This window comes from Curtobacterium sp. MCLR17_044 (assembly GCF_003234435.1).
GTDB classification, from domain to species: domain Bacteria; phylum Actinomycetota; class Actinomycetes; order Actinomycetales; family Microbacteriaceae; genus Curtobacterium; species Curtobacterium flaccumfaciens.
The window spans coordinates 1-18544 of sequence record NZ_QKTC01000006.1; the positions used below are offsets into that span (position 1 = coordinate 1).

Consider the following 18544-nt stretch of genomic DNA (forward strand, 5'->3'; position numbering starts at 1 on the left):
GTGTGCTCCTGCTCGTCGGCGCGTAGCGGCGGCGCCGCCCGGGCGCCGCCGCCGCTACGCGCCGACGAGCAGGAGCACACCGAACGCGAGCATCACGACGGCGACCAGCCCGTCGAACACCCGCCAGGTCAGCGGCCTCTCGAACAGCGGCCGCAGCAGGCGTCCGCCGAACCCGAGGGCCCCGAACCACAGGCAACTCGCCGCGACGGCACCGATCGTCCAGAGCCACCGGTCGTCCGCACCCTGCTGGTTCGCCACCGACCCGAGGAACACCAGCGTGTCCAGGTAGACGTGCGGGTTCGCCCACGTGAAGACGAGCATGGTCAGCACGGCCGTCCGCATGGTCACCACCTGGCCGGGAGGCGCGGTGCGCGTCCGCCCCGCCGCCACCGTCGTGCCGGTGGTCGCGTCGACCCCCGCGCCTGCGCCCGCACCGGAGCCCACGACTCCGTCGTCGGCCGCCTCGTCGGCCACGCGCATCGCGTCCCCCGAGGGCCGCAGCGCACGCCGCGCCGCGAGCACCCCGTACGTGAGCAGGAACGCGGCACCGATGAACCGGATCACCAGGAGCGCCACGGGGAACCGCTCGACCACGGCGCCGACCCCGAGCACCCCGGCGACGATGAGCAGCGCATCCGAGACCGCGCACACCACGACGGCAGCGGCCACCACCCGGAGCCCGGCGCTCACGGCGAGTCGCAACAGGTAGGTGTTCTGCACACCGATCGCGACGATCAGTGCGAGGCCGGTGCCGAGGCCGGAGAGCAGGGGCAGGAGCGTGGTCACGGTCCGACGCTAGGGCCGCGTGCCGGTGTAGTACAGCTCACCTTCCTGCAGGGCCGTAAGCTCAGTTGCATGACCCGGTTCCAGCGCGAGCACCTCGAGACGCTGCTCGCCGCCGTCGACCACGGCACGCTCGACGCGGCGGCCCGTGCGCTGGCGATCACCCCGTCGGCGGTCTCGCAGCGGATCAAGTCGATGGAGCAGCAGGTCGGTCGGGTCCTGCTCCAGCGCACCACCCCGGTGCGCCCGACCGCGGACGGCGCAGTGGTGCTCCGGCACGCCCGGCAGGTCCGGCTGCTCGACGAGGAGACCTCCCGAGCCCTCGGCGGTGGATCGTCGGTGGTGCCGTCGATCCCGCTGGCCGTGAACGCCGACTCGCTCGGCACCTGGTTCCTCGACGCCCTCGCCCTCGTCCGGGCCGACACCGAGGTGGTGTTCGACCTGCACCGCGAGGACCAGGACCGCACCGCCGAGCTGCTCCGCGCCGGCACGGTGATGGGCGCCGTGACGGCCGAGGCGGACCCGGTGCAGGGCTGCTCGTCGGTACCGCTCGGCATCGACCGGTACCGGGCGGTGGCGTCCCCGGCGTTCGTCGCCCGCTACCTCGGCGACACCGGCACCGAGCGGCGGATGCTCCGGCGGCTCGACGAGGTCCCGCTCGTCGACTACGACCGCGACGACGACCTGCAGCAGGGGTACCTGCGACAGGTCCTCGGCCACGCTCCCGGCGGCCCGCGCCACTTCGTCCCGACCTCCGCCGACTTCGCCCGAGCGGTCACGCTCGGGTTCGGGTGGGGGCTGCTGCCCGAGGCGCAGTGCCTCGAGGCGATCGACCGCGGTGTCCTGGTCGAGCTGGCCCCGGGGCGGCACGCCGACGTGGCGCTGTGGTGGCAGCGCTGGAACCTGGCGTCACCCCTGCTCGAACGGGTCACCGACGCCGTCCGAGCGACCGCCGCGTCGCGCCTGCATCCCGCGCGTCAGGTCTGACAGCGCGGACACCAGTAGGTGTCGCGCAGGGTGAGTTCCGAGTCGCCGAGTTCGCCGTGCCGGATCGGTGTCCCGCACCGCAGACACGGCTTGCCGGCACGGCCGTAGACCCAGAACCGTCGCCCGGGGCGGTCGACGCCGGTGGTGACGCGGGCGCTGCGGTCGCGGTTCGCCAGGATCAGTCGGCTGGCGAGCGTGATCGTCCGCGCCGGGTCCGGCACCTGCCCGACCGGACGCGTCGGCAGCACCCCGCGCAGGAAGCAGAGTTCATTCCGGTACACGTTGCCGAGCCCGGCGAGCACCCGCTGGTCGAGCAGCGCCAGCCCGACCGGGCGTTCGGGGTCCTCGGTCAGGTTGGCGAGCGCGAGGTCGGCGTCCCAGTCGGGGCCGAGCAGGTCCGGCCCCAGGTGTCCGACGACCTCGGACTCCTGGTCGCGCGGTACCACCTCGAGCACCCCGAGGGCGAAGCCGACGGTGGAGATCCCCTCGGCGTCCAGGATCGCCCGGGCCTGGTGCGCCGGACGTCGCCAGCGGTCACCGGGCGCGTAGACGTCCCACCGGCCCTCCATCTTCAGGTGCGAGTGCACGGTCAGGTCGCCGATGCGGTGCAGCAGGTGCTTGCCGCGGGGGACGACCTCGTCGACGGTGCGGCCGACCAGGTCGAGCGTCGCGAACGCGGGGACGCGGAAGTCGCTCTTCGTCAGGACCTTGCCCGCCAGCGCGGTGTGCAGGCGGCGGGCAGCCCGGTAGACGGTGTCGCCTTCAGGCACGGGTCACCTCCGACGGGTGCGCGCGCGCAGTCCCGATGGCACGGGTCACCTCCGGCACGTGGTCGCTGCACTGCCGGGAGGCGCGGCTCGCCTCACACACGGAGCCGCAGCCCCTGCGGGGTCGCCGTGAACCCCGCGGCCCGGAGCGCGCCGCCGAGCGGCGTCTCGAGCACGAAGTCCCCGTCGACCCGTTCGACCGAGAGCTTCCGCAGCCCGGTCCGGACGATGCCGGCGATCGAGGCGGCGGCGGCAGCGAGATCGGCGGCGTCGTCGGTGAAGGTGAGCACCGACTTGCCGCCGCGCTCCACGTACACGGTCAGCTTGCCGTCGACGGTCGTGACGAGGGCACCCGCCTTGCGCCCGGGCCGGTGGCCCCGAGCCGTCTTCGCACCGCTGCCGACCGCGGTCTCAGGCGGGGCGGCTTCGACGTCGTCGACCACGAGACCGGGGTCGGCGTCGCCCGTCGGCCACGGCAACGAGGCCCCGAACGGGTTCGCCGGGTCGGTCGCGGCGAGCGTGAGCGCCTCGCGCTTCCGGTCCGGGTCGTCGCGCTCGTCGTCGCCGAGTTCGCGGGCGTAGGTGCGCAGCCGGTCGACGGTCGGGCCGGTGGCGAACTGCGCCGCGCCGAGCCCCTCGACGAAGTACCCGCGACGAGCCCGACCGGACTCCTCGAAGCGCGAGAGCACCCGGTACACCCCGGCGAAGCCGCCACGGACGCCTTCGACCTGCACGGCACCGCGGGTGACGACGCCGTAGCGTTCGAGCAGCTGTTCGGCGGTCGCCGCGGCCCGCACGGTCGAGTCGGACTCGGCCAGCGGCAGGAGCGACCAGCGACCCCCGACGGACGGCGGCCCGGACTGCGTCGGCATGGTCGGCCGCCGACGGCCGCGGTAGGCCCGAGCCCGCGGAGCGCTCGAGCTCTTCGCCTTGCCGCCGAGCATCGAGCGCAGCGGGGCGAACGTGTCGTTCGTGATCTGCCCGGCCCAGACCAGGTCCCACAGCGCGGTGGTGAGCGCCTGGTCGTCACTGCTGCCCACGGCCTGGCCCAGCTGCCGGAAGAAGTACGCGCCACCGCCGGCCAGGGCGCCGAGCACGTCCCGCTGCAGCTCGGTCGTCTCGTCACCTGAGGGCTCGGCGAGCGTCGTCGCCGCGGTGTCGGCCAGGTGCAGGCGCACCCAGCCGTCGTTGCCCGGCAGGGTGCCCCCGCCGGACCACAGGACCTCGCCGGTGGCGGTGAGTTCGTCGAGCATGCTCGTCGAGTAGTCGGTGACGCGCGACGGCAGTACCAGGGTCTCCCAGGCGCTGGCGGGCAGGGCGACCCCGGCGAGCTGGTCGATCACCTGCAGGACGCCGTCGACGCCACGGAGCCCACCGCGGGTCCCGGGGGTCTGCACGTGCTGCCACGCGGGCAGGAAGCGGGCGAGGGTGTCCGGCGAGACCGGTTCGACCTCGTGCCGCAGCGCTGCGAGTGACTTCGTGCGGATCCGTCGCAGGACCTCGGCGTCGCACCACTCGGCACCCTGGCGGTCGGGTCGGAACTCGCCCTCCACCACCCGGCGGTCGGCGACGAGTCGGCGCAGGGTGTCCTGCACGACGGCGATGCCCAGCCCGAGGCGACCGGCGGCCTCCTGCGCGGAGAACGGCCCGTGCGACCGGGCGTAGCGGCCGATCAGGTCGCCGAGGGGGTCGGCCACGGGCTCGACGAACGCCGTCGGCACACCGATCGGCAGCGGGACCCCGAGCGCGTCGCGCAGGCGGGCGGCGTCCTCGATCACGGCCCAGCGGGTCGCCCCGGCGTGCGAGAACGACAGCACTCGGCGGTCGCGCTCCAACACCTGGAGCGTGCTCCGCAGTTCGGCGGTGGCCGCTGGACGGTCGGCGGTGTCGGCGAGCCAGCTCCGGTCGACCGCTTCGTCGAGGTCGAGCGCGCCGACGAGCCGCAGCACGTCCACGAGTCCCTCGGCGTCACGGGCGCGGCGATCCGGCGACAGCCGCTGCAGGTCGCGCTCCACCGAGGTGATGACCGCCGGGTCGAGCAGCTCGCGCAGCTCCGCACGGCCGAGCAGCTCGCCGAGCAGGGTCGAGTCGAGCGACAGGGCCGCTGCCCGGCGTTCGGCGAGCGGGGTGTCCCCCTCGTACATGAAGGCCGCGACGTACCCGAACAGGATCGAGCGGGCGAACGGCGACGGCTGCTCGGTCTCCGTCTCGACCAGGCGGATCCGGCGTCCGGCGATGTCGTCGGCGATCCCGAGCAGGGCGGGCACGTCGTAGACGTCCTGCAGCACCTCGCGCACGGTCTCGAGCACGATCGGGAACGTCGGGTACTTCTGCGCGACCTCGAGCAGCTGCGAGGCCCGCTGCCGCTGCTGCCAGAGCGGCGACCGCTGCCCGGGGTTCCGACGGGGCAGCAGCAGGGCGCGCGCCGCACACTCACGGAACCGCGCGGCGAACAGTGCCGAGCCGCCGACCTCGTCGGTGACCAGGGCCTCGAGGTCGTCGCGCTCGAACACGAACAGGTCGGCACCCGGCGGCTCGGCGTCGGTCTCCGGGATGCGGACGACGATGCCGTCGTCGGCCGCCATCGCGTCACCGTCGATGCCGTGCCGTTCGCGCAGCCGTGCGGCGACCGCGAGGGCCCACGGTGCGTGCACCTGCATGCCGTAGGGCGAGTGCAGGATGAGCCGCCAGTCCCCGAGCTCGTCGCGGAACCGCTCGATGACGAGCGTGGTGTCGTTCGGCACGTGACCGGTGGCCGCGCGCTGGTCGCGCAGGAAGGTCAGCAGGTTGGTGATCGCGCGCTCGTCCAGTCCACCGGCGGCGACGCGGGCGCGGGCGTCGTCGTCCGAGGCGCCCTCGACCTCGCGGACGAACGCACCGGTGGCACGGCCGAGTTCGGCGGGCCGGCCGATGCCGTCGCCCTTCCAGAACGGCACGCGTCCGGGCTGCCCGAACGCCGGGCTCACGACGACGCGGTCGTGGGTGATCTCCTCGATCCGCCAGCTCGTCGCACCGAGGGCGAAGACGTCGCCCACGCGCGACTCGTAGACCATCTCCTCGTCGAGCTCGCCGACGCGGGACGCCTTCTCGCCGACCATGAAGACGCCGAACATGCCGCGGTCGGGGATCGTCCCACCGCTCGTCACCGCGAGTCGCTGCGCACCGGGGCGCCCGGTCAGGGTGCCGTGCACGCGGTCCCAGACCAGCCGTGGCCGGAGCTCGGCGAACTCGTCGCTCGGGTACCGGCCCGTGACCAGGTCGAGCGTCGCCTCGAACGCCGATCGGGGCAGGCCGCTGAACGGGGCACTCCGCCGCACGAGCTCGAACCAGTGCTCGACGTCGAGGGTGTCGATCGCCCCGGCCGCCACGGTGTGCTGCGCCAGGACGTCGAGCGGGTTCGCCGGCACCGAGATCGACTCGATCTGGCCCGTGACCATCCGCTCGACCGTGACCGCGCTGTTGACCAGGTCGGCCCGGTGCTTCGGGAACAGCACGCCGCGGGAGATCTCGCCCACCTGGTGTCCGGCACGACCGACGCGCTGCAGGCCGCTCGCGACCGAGGGCGGCGCCTCGACCTGGACGACCAGGTCGACCTCGCCCATGTCGATGCCGAGCTCGAGTGAACTCGTCGCGACGACGCACCGCAGCCGACCGGACTTCAGGTCGTCCTCGATGATCGCGCGCTGGTCCTTCGACACCGAGCCGTGGTGTGCGCGGGCGAGCACCGGGACGGAGGCGTCCGAGCCCCCGCCGCCCGTCTGCCCGGACCCGCCGATCAGCTGCGCCGGCGGTCGCTTGGCCCCCTGGGGTGCGACGGCGTGCGCCGAGGTGCGGGCCGGTGACTGCGGGCGGCCCCGCGCCACGGGCAGGCCGTCGTCGTCCGGGGACGCCCCCGCCGGCACCAGCACGCCGTCACCGGCGGCGGCGAGCACGCGTTCCTCGTGGATCTCGTTCAGTCGAGCAGTCAGCCGTTCGGCCAGCCGCCGCGAGTTCGCGAACACGATGGTCGAGCGGTGTTCCTCGATCAGGTCGACGACACGTTCTTCGACGTGCGGCCAGATCGACCCGTTCGTCGGCGACTCGGAGGCGTCCGCACCGACCGGCGGCGCCCCGAGCTCGGTCATGTCGTCGACGGGCACGACGACCCGCAGGTCGAAGGTCTTCTGCGCGGGCGGCGCGATGATCGTCACCGGTGCACGGCCGCCCAGGAACCGCGCGACCTCTTCCGGCGGGCGGACGGTCGCGGACAACCCGATGCGCTGCACGGGCTTGTCGAGCAGGTCGTCGAGACGCTCGAGCGACACGGCCAGGTGTGCGCCGCGCTTGGTCGAGGCGACCGCGTGGACCTCGTCCACGATGACGGTGTCGACGTTCACCAGGGTCTCGCGCGCCTGCGAGGTGAGCATCAGGTAGAGCGACTCGGGCGTGGTGATGAGGATGTCCGGCGGCTGGCGCAGGAGCTTCTGCCGGTCGGACGACGGGGTGTCACCGCTGCGCACACCGACCGTGACGTCGGGCGGTTCGGTGCCGAGGCGGCGTGCGGTCTGGGTGATGCCGACGAGCGGGCTCCGGAGGTTGCGCTCGACGTCGACGCCCAGGGCCTTGAGCGGCGAGACGTAGAGCACGCGCGTGCGCTGCTTCGCCGGTGGACGGTCCGTCGCGCTGATGAGCCGGTCGATCGACCACAGGAACGACGCCAGGGTCTTGCCGGAGCCGGTCGGGGCGATCACGAGTGCGTGGTGCCCGGTCGAGATGGCGTCCCACGCCCCGGCCTGCGCGGGCGTCGGTGCGTCGAAGGCGCCGCGGAACCACTCGGTGGTCGCGGGGGAGAAGCGCTCGAAGACGTCCGTCATGGTCCGTCCCATCCTGCCCGCCACCACCGACAGCAGGCCGAGCGCACGTACCCCTTGACAGAGCGATAGTTACCGATCTATCGTAAACACATCGCGATACGACGAAGACGATCAGGTCAGACCGGTCGCGAGCCGACTCAGCACGACGAAAGGACTCCTCATGCGCCCCTCGTATGACGACAACAGCAACACGTCCCCCCGCGACCAGCGCGGGTTCGGCCCGCGCGGCCCCCGCTTCGGCGGCGCGCGGCAGCACCACGGCGCCGGCTTCCCCGGCCGTGACCGCGGTGACCACGACCACGGCGGCCGCGGCTTCGGTGGCCGCGGGTTCGGCCCCGGCTTCGGCCCGGGCATGGGCTTCGGCCCCGGTTTCGGCGGGCCCGGTTTCGGCCGCGAACGCCGTCGCCGCGGTGACGTCCGTCTCGCGATCCTCGGTCTGCTGGCCGAGGGCCCGCAGAACGGGTACGCCGTGATCAAGACCATCGCCGAGCGCACCGGCGGCGCCTGGAAGCCGAGCCCCGGCTCGGTCTACCCGACGCTCCAGCAGCTCGTCGACGAAGACCTCGTGGTCTCGTCGGGCGACGGCCGCAAGACGCTCTTCGAGCTCACCGACGCCGGCAAGGCCGAGACCGAGGCCAAGGCCGACGAGATCGCTGCGGCACTCGACGGGGCCCCGGGCATCCCGGACGCCCAGCGCGAGTTCTTCGAGGCGCTCCGGAAGACCATGGGCGTCCTGCAGATGTACCGCAGCACCGCGACCGAGGAACAGGCCAAGGCCGCCACGGCCAAGGTGGACCAGCTCCGCAAGGACCTGCTCCAGATCCTCGCCGACTGACGGACGTCACCCATGACGGACAGGAGGCCCGGTGCCAGCTGGCACCGGGCCTCCTGTCCGTCGTCGTGCGCCTACACCGCGTCGACGAAGGCCGCCACGTCCGCCAGCTCCGCCGTCGACACGGCGTGCGGCAGGCCCGCGTAGGAACGGTCGGTCACGTCGGTGTGCGCTGCGGCCCACGCCTGCGTCCGGGCGGTGGCCTCGGGCGGGATCACCGGGTCGAGGTCGCCGTGCCCGAGGAACACCCGCGGCCGCACGGCCGACACGGCCTCGTCGCGGGAGTCCGTGACGCCCGGCACGACGAAGCCCGACAGCGACACCGCGAACGCGAACGCCGCGGGCCGGGCGCGCAGCAGCTGGAGCGCCATCGAGCCGCCCTGCGAGAACCCGAGCAACCCGATCCGCGGGTGGTCGGCGGCGACGGAGTCGATCCAGTCGAGCACCTCGACGGTCGCGGCGTCCACTGCCTCTGGTTCTGGGGAGCCGGGCGTGCCGAGCGGGTACCAGCTGAAGCCGGGCCCCCACGGCATCGGCGCCCGGAGCGACGCGACCGTCCACGCGGGTGGCAGCGCGGGGGCGAGGCCGAGCAGGTCGTGCTCGTTCGACCCGACCCCGTGCATCGCCACGAGCAGGGGCGTGCTCCGCCTGTCCGAGGTACTCCGGGTCCACTGCACCAGGTCCGCATCGATCATGTGGACAACGCTAACCATCCCCAACTCCCGCGCCTTCCGCCGAACTCGCCGCCGTCCCTGGTAGACACGGTGCATGTCCTCGCTGCGCACCCCCGATCCCGACTCCGGCTGGCTGTCCGACGAGGAGCTCGCGAACGTCCGCCGTCGTCTGCCGATCTGCTACGTCGAGGCGGTCCCCGTCCGCACCGACGGCCTCGGCGTCGTGACCGAGGTCGGCGTGCTGCTGCGGGTCTCCCCGAGCGGTTCGATCGCCCGCACCCTGGTGTCCGGCCGGGTGATGTTCGGCGAGTCGATCCGCACCGCGCTGTTCCGTCACCTCGAGAAGGACCTCGGGCCGATGGCGTTCCCGCAGCTGCCCTCGAGTCCGACGCCGTTCACCGTGGCCGAGTACTTCCCGCTGCCCGGCGCCTCGGTGTACACCGACGAGCGGCAGCACGCGATCTCGCTGGCGTACGTCGTCCCCGTCACGGGGACGTGCGAGCCCCGGCAGGACGCCCTCGAGCTCACGTGGATGACCCCGATGGAAGCCGCGTCCGACGCCGTCGCCGACGAGATGGAAGGCGGCCGCGGCACGCTGCTGCGGGCCGGTCTGGCATCGGTCGGCGCCCTGCACTAGCCCCGCGCACGACGAAGCCCCCGGGTCCGATCGGATCCGGGGGCTTCGCAGCGCGGTTGCGAACCGGCTTCAGTGCTTGTCGTCCTTGAAGCTGTCGGCGACGCCGTGCGCGGCGTCCTTGACGTCGGTGACGCCCTGCTTCGCCGAGGCCTTGCCCTGGTCGGTCTGGCCTTCGGCCTTCAGGCGGTCGTTGTCGGTCGCGTTCCCGACGGCTTCCTTGACCTTGCCTGCCGCCTTCTCAGCGGCGTTCTTGATGTCATCGATGCCAGCCATAGGCACTCCTTCCAGAAGCGGACGTGTTCCCCGTCAGCCGCTTGCGCGGCATCCGGTGAAGCAGACCGTACGCCCGGTGGAGTACCCCACCCCCAGCCCCCGCCAAGGTTCGCCAGCACACTCACGCAAAACACCGGTGTTCACGGATCACACCCCGGGATGCGGGGGTTCGAAACGTGAACACCGGTGTCGTGCGGGCATCGACGCGCTCAGGCCGCGTGGGTCAAGCGCGCAGGTCAGTGGCGGTCGGCAGCGCCGGCCGGACGGGAGGCGCGGCGCGAGCCACCACGACGGTTGCCGCCCGACTCGTTGCCGGACCGACCCGCGGCGTAGCCGCCCTCGGACGACCAGACGGCCGACGAGCCGCCGCGCACGACGTCGCTGCTGCCCGAGCGGCGGTTGCCGCCGCTGCGGCGGCCACCGGTCGAACCGGCGGCCGCGGCACCGGAGCGCCCGGCGCCCTCGGAACGTGCGCCACGGGCCGGACGGCCCTGACGGCCCCCGGCCGAACCGGCGGACTCGCCAGCCGAGCCGGAGCGCGCGGGCTGCGCCGCGCCTCCAGACCGACCGCCGCGACCACGGCGACGACCGCCACCGTCACCGGCGGACTCGGCCGAGCGCTGCTTGGGCTGACGCTGCTGGGTGGGCTGCTCCTCGGCCACGTGGCGGATCGGAGCGACCTCGCCGACGAGCGCGGTGACGGCCGGGGAGGTCGCCGAGACGTGCTGCGGCGTGACCTTGATCGCGGCTGCACGCATCATCTGCGCAACGTCGCGACGCTCGGCGGGCATCGTCACGGTGACGACGTCACCGGACGAACCGGCACGCGCCGTGCGTCCAGAGCGGTGCAGGTAGGCCTTGTGCTCGGTGGGCGGGTCGACGTGCACGACGAGCTCGACGTTGTCGACGTGCACACCGCGGGCGGCGACGTCGGTGGCGACGAGCACGAGGGCCTCACCGGAGGAGAACTTCGCGAGGTTGCGCTCACGGGCGCCCTGCGACAGGTTGCCCTGCAGGTCGACGGCCGGGATCCCCTGGCTGCTGAGCTGCTTGGCGAGGCGCTTGGCGTGGTGCTTCGTGCGCATGAAGAGGATGCGGCGACCGTTGCCCGAGGCGAGGGCGCTCACGAGGTGCTTCTTCGCGTCGGCGTCGGCGACCTCGAACAGGTGGTGGGTCATCGCCTCGACGGGGCTGTTCGCCTCGTCGACGGAGTGCATCACCGGGTTGTGCAGGAACTTCTTGACGAGCTTGTCCACGCCGTTGTCGAGCGTGGCGGAGAACAGCAGTCGCTGCCCGTTCTCCGGCGTCGCCTGCATGATCTTGGTGACGCCGGGCAGGAAGCCCATGTCGGCCATGTGGTCGGCCTCGTCGAGGACGGTGACCTCGATGTCGCCCAGGTTCACGTGACCCTGCTGCATCAGGTCGGCGAGGCGACCCGGGCAGGCGACCACGACGTCGACGCCGCCGCGCAGGGCGTCGACCTGACGACCCTGACCGACGCCACCGAAGATGGTCGTGGTGTTGAGGCCCATGGCCTTGGCGAGCGGGGCGAGGGCGACGTCGATCTGCGTCGCGAGCTCACGCGTCGGTGCGAGCACCAGGGCGCGAGGGCGACCGGCGCGGCGCTTGCGGCCGCTGGCGGCGAGGCGGGCGACGAGCGGGATCGCGAAGGCGATGGTCTTGCCGGAGCCGGTGCGGCCGCGGCCGAGGACGTCCTTGCCCTGCAGGGAGTCCGGGAGGGTGTCCGCCTGGATGGGGAACGCCATGTCCTTGCCCTGGTCGGCGAGGACGGAGACCATCGGCGCGGGGACGCCGAGGTCGGAGAAACGGATGTCTTCGGTGGTCATGGTGACCTTTCGAGCCGGAGCAGTCCGGCTGTGGGCGCGCTCTGAGGCAGCGCGCGGGCGGGATGCGCGCCAACGGATGTGGCTGGCGCAGTCGCCGCAGCAGAGAAGCCTGGGCACCTTCGTGAGGTGCTCGATCATCGACCAGAGTCCGGGGACAGGTGGTCGGGAGTTCGGGGCGTCCGTACGACGCACGAGGCGATCGGCGCCTCGAGTACGACCAGCATAGCGTGCACATCCCCGGAACAGCGAGGGCGGGGTCGTTCGCCCTGCGCGTGCGAGGATTCCGGGGTGCGCATGCGATCCGTCCTGTTGACCACCGCGATGGCCCTGGTGGCCGTCCTCGGCACCGCCGGCTGCGCCGAGGCCGCCACGACCAGCGCGGCCGGGAGCTATCGCAACCTGCCGACCTCGGGCCGCGTGGACTACCAGCTCGGCGGTGGGTACACCCCGCCCTCCGGCGTGACGATCGTCGAGCGCGACAGCACCGACCGCCCCGCGAAGGGCAAGTACAACATCTGCTACGTCAACGGGTTCCAGACGCAGCCCGAGGCCGCCCGCACGTGGAAGAAGTCGTACCCGTCGGCGATCCTCCGCGACCGCGCGGGCAAGCCGGTCTCCGACCCGGGGTGGCCGGACGAGATGCTCCTCGACACCCGGACCGCGGCCAAGCGTGCCCTGATCACGAAGGTGCTCGCGAAGACCGTCGCCCGCTGCGGTGACCGCGGGTTCGACGCCGTGGAGTTCGACAACCTCGACTCGTGGACCCGGAGCGGCAAGCGGCTCACCCGTGCCGGCAACCTGGCGCTCGCGAAGTCGCTCGTCGCCAAGGGGCACCGGCACGGCCTGGCCGTCGGGCAGAAGAACACGCCGCAGCTCGGGGCGTCCGGCCGGAAGCAGACCGGGTTCGACTTCGTCGTCGCCGAGGAGTGCGTGCAGTACCGGGAGTGCGCCGCGTACACGAAGGCCTACGGCAAGCGGGTCATCGACGTGGAGTACTCGGACACCCTCGAGCGCTCGTGGGGTTCGGTGTGCGGGCTGAAGAGCCGTCCGGCCATGACGATCCTGCGCGACCGCGACCTGGTGACCCCGAAGGACGACGCGTACGTGTACGAGCACTGCTGAGCGCTCGGGACGTTCCTTCCCAGAACGCCTGCAATGCCTGGTCGAATCGGGCGTACCGGGTCAGAACTTCCGACCGGGTACGCCCGGAACGACCAGGTACGCCCGGAAGCGCCAGCCCCGCCAGACTCGCCAGCGCCAGCGCCAGCGCAGCCACCCGCGCCCGCTACGCCGGCCAGGCCTCGCGCAACGCGGTCGCAGCCTGGTCCGCCGACAGCCCCGCCGAGCGCGCCGCAGCGGCCAGGGCACGAGCGGCCTCGGCCACCGCGTCCGGCACCGCCGCTGGCCGCACCACCCGGGTACCGGCGCCCCGTGCGGTGTGCACGAGCCCGGCCTCCTCGAGCAGCTGGTAGGCCTTCGCGACGGTGCCGGCGGCGAGCCCGAGCTCGTCCGCCAGCCCGCGCACGCTCGGCAGCCGTTCGCCGTCCACCAGGTACCCGGCGGTGATCTGTGCGGCGATCTGCGATCGGACCTGTTCGAACGGCGGCACGCGGCCACCGACGTCGAGGGCGACGAGTCCTGTCATGCGTTCCACCCTAGAAGTCGTACTGCTCGCCGACGGGGATCGGGACCGGCACGGTGTTGCCCGGAGGCGCGAGCGGGCACGCCCACGCCGGGTCGTACGCGCACGACGGGTTGTAGGCGAAGTTGAAGTCGAGCACGAGCGACCCGAGGTCGTCGCCGCCCAGGTCCGAGCCCTTGATGGTGTCGAGCAGGTAGCGCCCGCCGCCGTAGGTGCCGCGGGCCTTGCCGGCGCTGGCGTCCTTGACGGGGACGAACACCCCGCCCGCGTAGCCGCCGTGCTTCCAGACGTCGAGGGTGCCGACTCCGGGGACCCGCACGAGTCCGAGCCGGTCGAAGTGGACGACACCGTCGGTGCCGGTCTCGAAGTCGAACTCGGCGGGCTCCGTGGCCTCGATGCGGACCTGGAACCGCCACGCGGGGTCGTAGTCCGGCACCGGCAGGGACTCGAAGTCGCGGGCGTCCTCGTCGAGCAGCGGCGAGGCGGGATGCTCCGCGAACATCGCATCCCGCGTCTCGCGCCAGAGCGCGTGCGCCGTCTGGGGGTCGGGGGTGGCGCGGACACGGCGGTACAGGTCGAACGTCATCCGCCGCCAATCCGTCGTCGCCAGCGTGCTGCGCACGCGGTCGTCGGTCGTCGGCTCCTGGGGGCGCGTCTGGCTCACGTGGTCGAGGCTACGCCCGCTCCGCGGTGGACGGGAGGCCCGACCCGCGTCACGTCACTCGCCGTCGGTCCGCCAGGTGGGCGCGAGGGCGCGCATCCGGAACGCCCGCCACTGCCAGATGACCCACATGCCGGGCCACAGGGCGAGCCCGAGGACGGCCGGTCGCATCCGGTAGGTCAGGCGGTCGAGCAGCAGGGTCCGGCCACCCGGCGCGGGGACGACGGCCATCCGGTGCGACATCGTCATCCGCCCGAACAACCCGGACGTGCCGCCGCCGTTGTCGCGCTGCACGGGCACTCCCCGGACCTCGTACAGGTCGAGGTCGACGTGCGTGTCGCCGCTCGGTACCAGTCCGAAGGCGTCCGCGGTGATCGGGTGCGGGTGCCCCGGCTCCCAGCGCTCCGGGAACCCCTGGGGATCACGCGAGCGGTACGCCAGGAACGGCTTCGTCACCGCCACCATGACGGACGGGGACAGCAGGGCATCGCGCACGGCGTCGACCGGCGCATCGAGGACGATCCGGAGGCCGACATGCATGGCGGTGACGCTACGCCCGCGGGCTGGACGGTGCATCGTGGCGGTGCGAGACGACGCAGCGGGGACGACTCAGGCGTGCCGGGCCGACCGGCGGCGGGACCCCTCGGCGCGGTCGTGCCGCCGGAGCCGCTCGGCCAGCGAGAGCCGCACGGCCGGCCACTCCGACGCGATCACCGAGAACACCACGGTGTCGCGCAGCGTGCCGTCACGGCCGATCGCGTGGTTCCGGAGCACGCCGTCCTGCTTCGCGCCGAGGCCCGCGATGGCCGCCCGGGACTGCAGGTTGTGCCAGTGGGTGCGGAACTCGACCGCGATGCACTGCCAGGCCTCGAACGCGTGCGACAGCATGAGCAGCTTCGACTCGGTGTTGATCCCCGAGCGCTGCGCGGACCGGGCAAGGAACGTGCTGCCGATCTCGACGTGGCGGTTGCCCGGGTCGATGTTCATGAAGGTCGTCGCACCCACCACCCGGCCGGTCGGGCGGTCCCGCACGGCGAAGGGCACCATGCGTCCGGCCTCGTGCTCGGCGAGCCGCCGGTCGATCTCGGCCTCGACCTGTGCCGGGGCGGGCACGGAGGTGTACCAGGTGCGCCACAGATCGCCGTCCGCGACCGCCGCCCGCAGGTCTTCCGCGTGCTCCTGCCCGAGGGGCTCGAGCGTCACACGGTCGCCGGTCAGGGTGGGTACGGGGGCGATCTCCATGACCATGCATCCTAGGGTTGGCGACCCTGGTGGACCCCGGTCGGACGGCGACCCTGTGGAGAAGGACAGCATCGCCCGGGCGGCTATCGTGACGGACGTGGCAGAACGCACCCAGGAGAAGTACCAGGTCCGGTTCGCGTGGGGTCCCGGAGGTGCGGCACGGATCGCCCACGGCACCCACCTGCTCGTCTGGGTCGACGCCCTGCCGCCGACCCCCGACGCCGCAGCACAGCGGCGCGCGCTGCGGAACGTGACCGCCCAGCTGCCGCAGGGGCCGGAGGTCGTGCTCGGCCACCTCGGCAACGCGGCGGCGGTCGCGGAACGGGTGACGAGCCTCCAGGCCGCACGCGGTGACCGGTGCGTCGTCGCGATCGTGGCCGCCGGGCTGCACCACTCCGCAGTCCTCGACGACGCGGCCGAGGCGGCGGGGGAGTCCGTCGACGTGGCCGACGCACCCGACTTCGCCGTCGAGGACCTGCTCGCCGCCGGAGCCGTCGTCGACGCGCTCACCGAGGTCGGCATCGACCACACGTCACCCGAAGCCGCTGCGGCCTGCGCGGCGTACACGGGGCTGCGCCGTGCCGTGCGGCACCTGGTCAGCGCGTCCGAGGGAGCCGCCGTCCTGAGCCGCGACGACGTGCACGCGGCGCTCGCCGCGGGGCCGGACCTGCCCGTCCTGCGGGAATCGGGGGAGCGCGCGTAGCGTTCGCCCCGTCACGGAACCAGCGAGCGAAGGAGCAACGCCATGAAGGCAGTCGTCGGCGACACGGTGATCGCGGAGGCCCCCGAAGAGGACCTCATCAAGATCGAGGGCAACTGGTACTTCCCGCCGTCGAGCGTGAAGACCGAGCTCTTCACCGAGAGCCCCACCCAGTACCACTGCCCGTGGAAGGGCGACACCCAGTACTTCACGGTGAACGTCGACGGACAGGCGCTGCAGGACCGCGCCTGGTCGTACCCGACGCCGATCCCGTCGTCGTTCGAGCGCGTCGGCAAGGACTACTCGGGCTACGTCGCGTTCTGGAAGGACGTCCAGGTCGTCGAGTGACGACCGCCCGTCACCCTGACCGGCTGCGACTCAGCCGGTCAGGGTGAGCACGACCAGCGCGACGTTGAGCGCCACGATGACCGCCGCGATCACCCACGCCACCACGCGGGTGGTCGCGGCGTTCACGTCGGTCCCCATCACGCTCCGTCGCGACGTGTAGACCACCAGGGGCACGATCGCGAAGGCGATCCCGAAGCTCAGCACCACCTGGCTGACGACGAGCAGCATCGTCGCATCGATGTTCAGTGCGAGCAGCACGATCGCCGGCACCAGGGTGATCGCGCGCCGGGCAACGAGCGGGATCCGCACGTGCAGCAGGCCCTGCATGATCTCCGCGCCGGCCATGCAGCCCACCGAGGTCGAGGCCAGGCCGGACGCGAGCAGGCCCACGGCGAAGAGCACCCCGACGACCGGGCCGACGTTCTCGGCGATGGCGCGCTGCGCCCCGGGGATGGAGTCGGTGCCCCCGACGCCCGGCAGGGTGGCCGCGGCGAGGACGAGCATCGCGATGTTCACCCCACCCGCGACGATCAGCGCGAGCCCGACGTCCCACCGGGTCGCGACGAGCACCCGGCGACGCTCCGGCCCGGCGGGGACGTCCCCGTGGCGGTCCCGGGCGAGCGCCGAGTGCAGGTACACCGCGTGCGGCATCACGGTCGCGCCGAGCATCGAGGCCGCCAGCAGCACCGACCCGGAGCCCTCGAACCGCGGCACGAGCCCGGCGACCAGGTCGGCCGGAGACACCCGGGCGAACAGCAGCCCAGCGCAGAAGCCCACCGTCAGGATCGCGAGCATCGCCGTCACCACGGTCTCGAACAGGCGCGTGCCCCGGCGGCTGTGCAGGGTCAGCAGGAGCATCGAGACGAGCCCGGTGATGATCCCGCCGACCACGAGCGGTAGGCCGAAGAGCAGGTAGAGCGCCAACGCGCCGCCGATGACCTCGGCGATGTCGGTCGCGGCGGCGACGATCTCGGCCTGACCCCAGAACAGCAGGCGGGGGGTGCGCCGCATCCGCAGGCCGAGGTGCTCGGGCAACGACTTGCCCGTCACCACCCCGAGCTTGGCGGACAGGTACTGCACCACCACAGCGCTGGCGTTCGCGGCCACGAGCACCCAGAGCAGCAGGTACCCGTACTCGGCTCCGGCGGTCAGGTTGGCAGCGACGTTGCCCGGGTCGACGTACGCGATGGCCGCGACGAAGGCCGGTCCGAGCAGGGTGAGCCCGGCTGCGCGGCGACGCGGGGCACCGGATGGGTGCTCGTCGAGCCGGGGGCTGGCAGTGTCGGTCATGCACCGATCCTGCCAGAGAATTCGGCATGCCGAATCTTTTTCTTCGTCGGGTCGTGGTACTCGCCGGTCGCCGCTCGCGGATGCGTATGTCGGGTGGTCGCGATCGGTCGGCTGGGATGCCGCCAGCCGACGGTTGGTGACCGCTCGGCGGAGGTGAGCGGGGTGTCGTGGCCGCTCGCGGAGGGCGGACGGGAGGCCCGTGGCGGCGCCGCCCCGCGCCTCTCGGTCGGTGGCTGGTTGGGACTCACCCCTCCCGGACGACGAGAGGAGGGTGTCAGCTCGTGGTCACTCCGCGGCGCGGCGGGCGCGGTGCGCACGGACCTTCGCCCGGTTGCCGCACCGCTGCATCGAGCACCAGCGTCGAGTCCCACCGCGCGACGAGTCGTAGAACACCAGGCCGCAGTCCTCGGCCGAGCACCGGCTCAGCCGCGTCGGCCGGCCGTCGGCCTCGACGTCGTCGAAGCCGACCTCGGTGAAGAGCGCGACGGCGTCGCGCGCGACGCTCGACAGGGCCTGCGCCAGGCGGACCCGGTTGGCTCCGGCACGGCGTCGGCCACCCGGGAGGCTCGGGGGCACGTCCGGCAGGGCGGCGAACAGGTTGACGGTGTCGATGTCGTCGGGCGCGGGGCGCGTGCGGCCGGCCCCGGCACGCAGGCCCGCCGCCACGGCGGTGCGTTCCGCGGCGGTGCTCGCAGGCGCGGGGGCGGCGGCCACGGCGAGTCGGGCGATCGCGGCACGCAGGGCCCGGGCGTCCTGCAGCTCGCGGGCGCTGGCGCCGACGTCGATCGGCTCGGTGTGCTCGCTGAGCCACTCGTCCAGGTCGGCCGGGCTCGCGAGCAGCTCCCCGAGCTGCGATCGCGGACGGCGTCCGGTGGGGTCGTCGGCGAAGCCACCCGTGTGCGCGAAGTCGAGCGCGATCCGTCCGGCGTCGAAGAACCAGGAGGAACCGGCGTCCGTGCGGATGTGCTGCCCCGTGTGCATCCGCCCAGGCTAACGGGTTACCGGCGC

18 protein-coding genes are annotated in these 18544 nt (G+C 72.9%); 6 read left to right on the forward strand and 12 right to left on the reverse strand.

All coding sequences use genetic code 11. The annotated features are described in order from the left end of the window. Nucleotides 1-54 precede the first annotated feature (54 nt). Nucleotides 55-786, reverse strand: coding sequence for a LysE/ArgO family amino acid transporter (locus DEJ04_RS05205; RefSeq protein ID WP_111046445.1), 732 nt, complete (start codon nt 784-786; stop codon nt 55-57). 69 nt (nt 787-855) lie between these two features. On the opposite strand from DEJ04_RS05205, the gene DEJ04_RS05210 reads away from it, so the two are divergent. Beyond that, on the forward strand, nt 856-1770 hold the full coding sequence (locus tag DEJ04_RS05210) for a LysR family transcriptional regulator ArgP (RefSeq protein ID WP_111046446.1): 915 nt from the start codon (nt 856-858) through the stop codon (nt 1768-1770). Here DEJ04_RS05210 and DEJ04_RS05215 read toward each other — a convergent pair. After that, nucleotides 1761-2540: an Fpg/Nei family DNA glycosylase gene (locus DEJ04_RS05215; protein ID WP_111046447.1), complete on the reverse strand. Its 780-nt coding sequence runs from the start codon at nt 2538-2540 to the stop codon at nt 1761-1763. The genes DEJ04_RS05210 and DEJ04_RS05215 overlap by 10 nt on opposite strands. A 92-nt stretch (nt 2541-2632) precedes the next feature. Further along, nucleotides 2633-7390 carry a DEAD/DEAH box helicase gene (locus DEJ04_RS05220; RefSeq protein ID WP_111046448.1) on the reverse strand — a complete coding sequence of 1586 codons (4758 nt, stop codon included), beginning with the start codon at nt 7388-7390 and terminating at the stop codon, nt 2633-2635. A gap of 160 nt (nt 7391-7550) precedes the next feature. On the opposite strand from DEJ04_RS05220, the gene DEJ04_RS05225 reads away from it, so the two are divergent. Next, nucleotides 7551-8225: a PadR family transcriptional regulator gene (locus tag DEJ04_RS05225; protein ID WP_111038468.1), complete on the forward strand. Its 675-nt coding sequence runs from the start codon at nt 7551-7553 to the stop codon at nt 8223-8225. 71 nt (nt 8226-8296) lie between these two features. Here DEJ04_RS05225 and DEJ04_RS05230 read toward each other — a convergent pair whose 3' ends face one another. After that, nucleotides 8297-8917: an alpha/beta hydrolase gene (locus DEJ04_RS05230; protein ID WP_111046449.1), complete on the reverse strand. Its 621-nt coding sequence runs from the start codon at nt 8915-8917 to the stop codon at nt 8297-8299. Between the two features lie 73 nt (nt 8918-8990). On the opposite strand from DEJ04_RS05230, the gene DEJ04_RS05235 reads away from it, so the two are divergent. Continuing rightward, on the forward strand, nt 8991-9533 hold the full coding sequence (locus DEJ04_RS05235) for an NUDIX hydrolase family protein (RefSeq protein WP_111046450.1): 543 nt from the start codon (nt 8991-8993) through the stop codon (nt 9531-9533). Nucleotides 9534-9602: 69 nt separating this feature from the next. Here DEJ04_RS05235 and DEJ04_RS05240 read toward each other — a convergent pair whose 3' ends face one another. Both DEJ04_RS05240 and DEJ04_RS05245 read right to left on the reverse strand, forming a co-directional pair. Further along, a complete protein-coding gene (locus DEJ04_RS05240; protein WP_111023260.1) occupies nt 9603-9806 on the reverse strand; it encodes a CsbD family protein in 204 nt (67 codons plus the stop codon). A 236-nt stretch (nt 9807-10042) separates the two neighbouring features. Further along, a complete protein-coding gene (locus DEJ04_RS05245; protein ID WP_111032224.1) occupies nt 10043-11653 on the reverse strand; it encodes a DEAD/DEAH box helicase in 1611 nt (536 codons plus the stop codon). Between the two features lie 294 nt (nt 11654-11947). On the opposite strand from DEJ04_RS05245, the gene DEJ04_RS05250 reads away from it, so the two are divergent. Beyond that, a complete protein-coding gene (locus DEJ04_RS05250; RefSeq protein WP_258371319.1) occupies nt 11948-12775 on the forward strand; it encodes an endo alpha-1,4 polygalactosaminidase in 828 nt (275 codons plus the stop codon). A 163-nt stretch (nt 12776-12938) separates the two neighbouring features. On the opposite strand, the gene DEJ04_RS05255 is transcribed toward DEJ04_RS05250, so the two are convergent. From DEJ04_RS05255 to DEJ04_RS05270, 4 genes are all read right to left on the reverse strand, one after another. Beyond that, nucleotides 12939-13298 (reverse strand): GntR family transcriptional regulator, encoded by a 360-nt coding sequence (locus DEJ04_RS05255; RefSeq protein WP_035809483.1) that lies wholly within the window; start codon nt 13296-13298, stop codon nt 12939-12941. A gap of 10 nt (nt 13299-13308) precedes the next feature. Next, nucleotides 13309-13881: a DUF1684 domain-containing protein gene (locus tag DEJ04_RS05260; protein ID WP_051597091.1), complete on the reverse strand. Its 573-nt coding sequence runs from the start codon at nt 13879-13881 to the stop codon at nt 13309-13311. A gap of 132 nt (nt 13882-14013) precedes the next feature. Further along, nucleotides 14014-14496: a hypothetical protein gene (locus DEJ04_RS05265; protein ID WP_071406185.1), complete on the reverse strand. Its 483-nt coding sequence runs from the start codon at nt 14494-14496 to the stop codon at nt 14014-14016. A gap of 69 nt (nt 14497-14565) precedes the next feature. After that, nucleotides 14566-15204: a GNAT family N-acetyltransferase gene (locus tag DEJ04_RS05270; protein WP_071406184.1), complete on the reverse strand. Its 639-nt coding sequence runs from the start codon at nt 15202-15204 to the stop codon at nt 14566-14568. Between the two features lie 91 nt (nt 15205-15295). On the opposite strand from DEJ04_RS05270, the gene DEJ04_RS05275 reads away from it, so the two are divergent. Together DEJ04_RS05275 and DEJ04_RS05280 are read left to right on the forward strand one after the other, a co-directional pair. Next, nucleotides 15296-15901 carry a 2-phosphosulfolactate phosphatase gene (locus DEJ04_RS05275; RefSeq protein ID WP_258371315.1) on the forward strand — a complete coding sequence of 202 codons (606 nt, stop codon included), beginning with the start codon at nt 15296-15298 and terminating at the stop codon, nt 15899-15901. Between the two features lie 42 nt (nt 15902-15943). Further along, nucleotides 15944-16246 (forward strand): DUF427 domain-containing protein, encoded by a 303-nt coding sequence (locus DEJ04_RS05280; RefSeq protein ID WP_111046451.1) that lies wholly within the window; start codon nt 15944-15946, stop codon nt 16244-16246. A gap of 30 nt (nt 16247-16276) precedes the next feature. Here DEJ04_RS05280 and DEJ04_RS05285 read toward each other — a convergent pair whose 3' ends face one another. Both DEJ04_RS05285 and DEJ04_RS05290 read right to left on the reverse strand, forming a co-directional pair. Next, a complete protein-coding gene (locus tag DEJ04_RS05285) occupies nt 16277-17536 on the reverse strand; it encodes an Nramp family divalent metal transporter (RefSeq protein WP_111046452.1) in 1260 nt (419 codons plus the stop codon). Between the two features lie 285 nt (nt 17537-17821). Beyond that, nucleotides 17822-18517 (reverse strand): CGNR zinc finger domain-containing protein, encoded by a 696-nt coding sequence (locus tag DEJ04_RS05290; RefSeq protein WP_027466753.1) that lies wholly within the window; start codon nt 18515-18517, stop codon nt 17822-17824. Nucleotides 18518-18544: the final 27 nt, after the last annotated feature.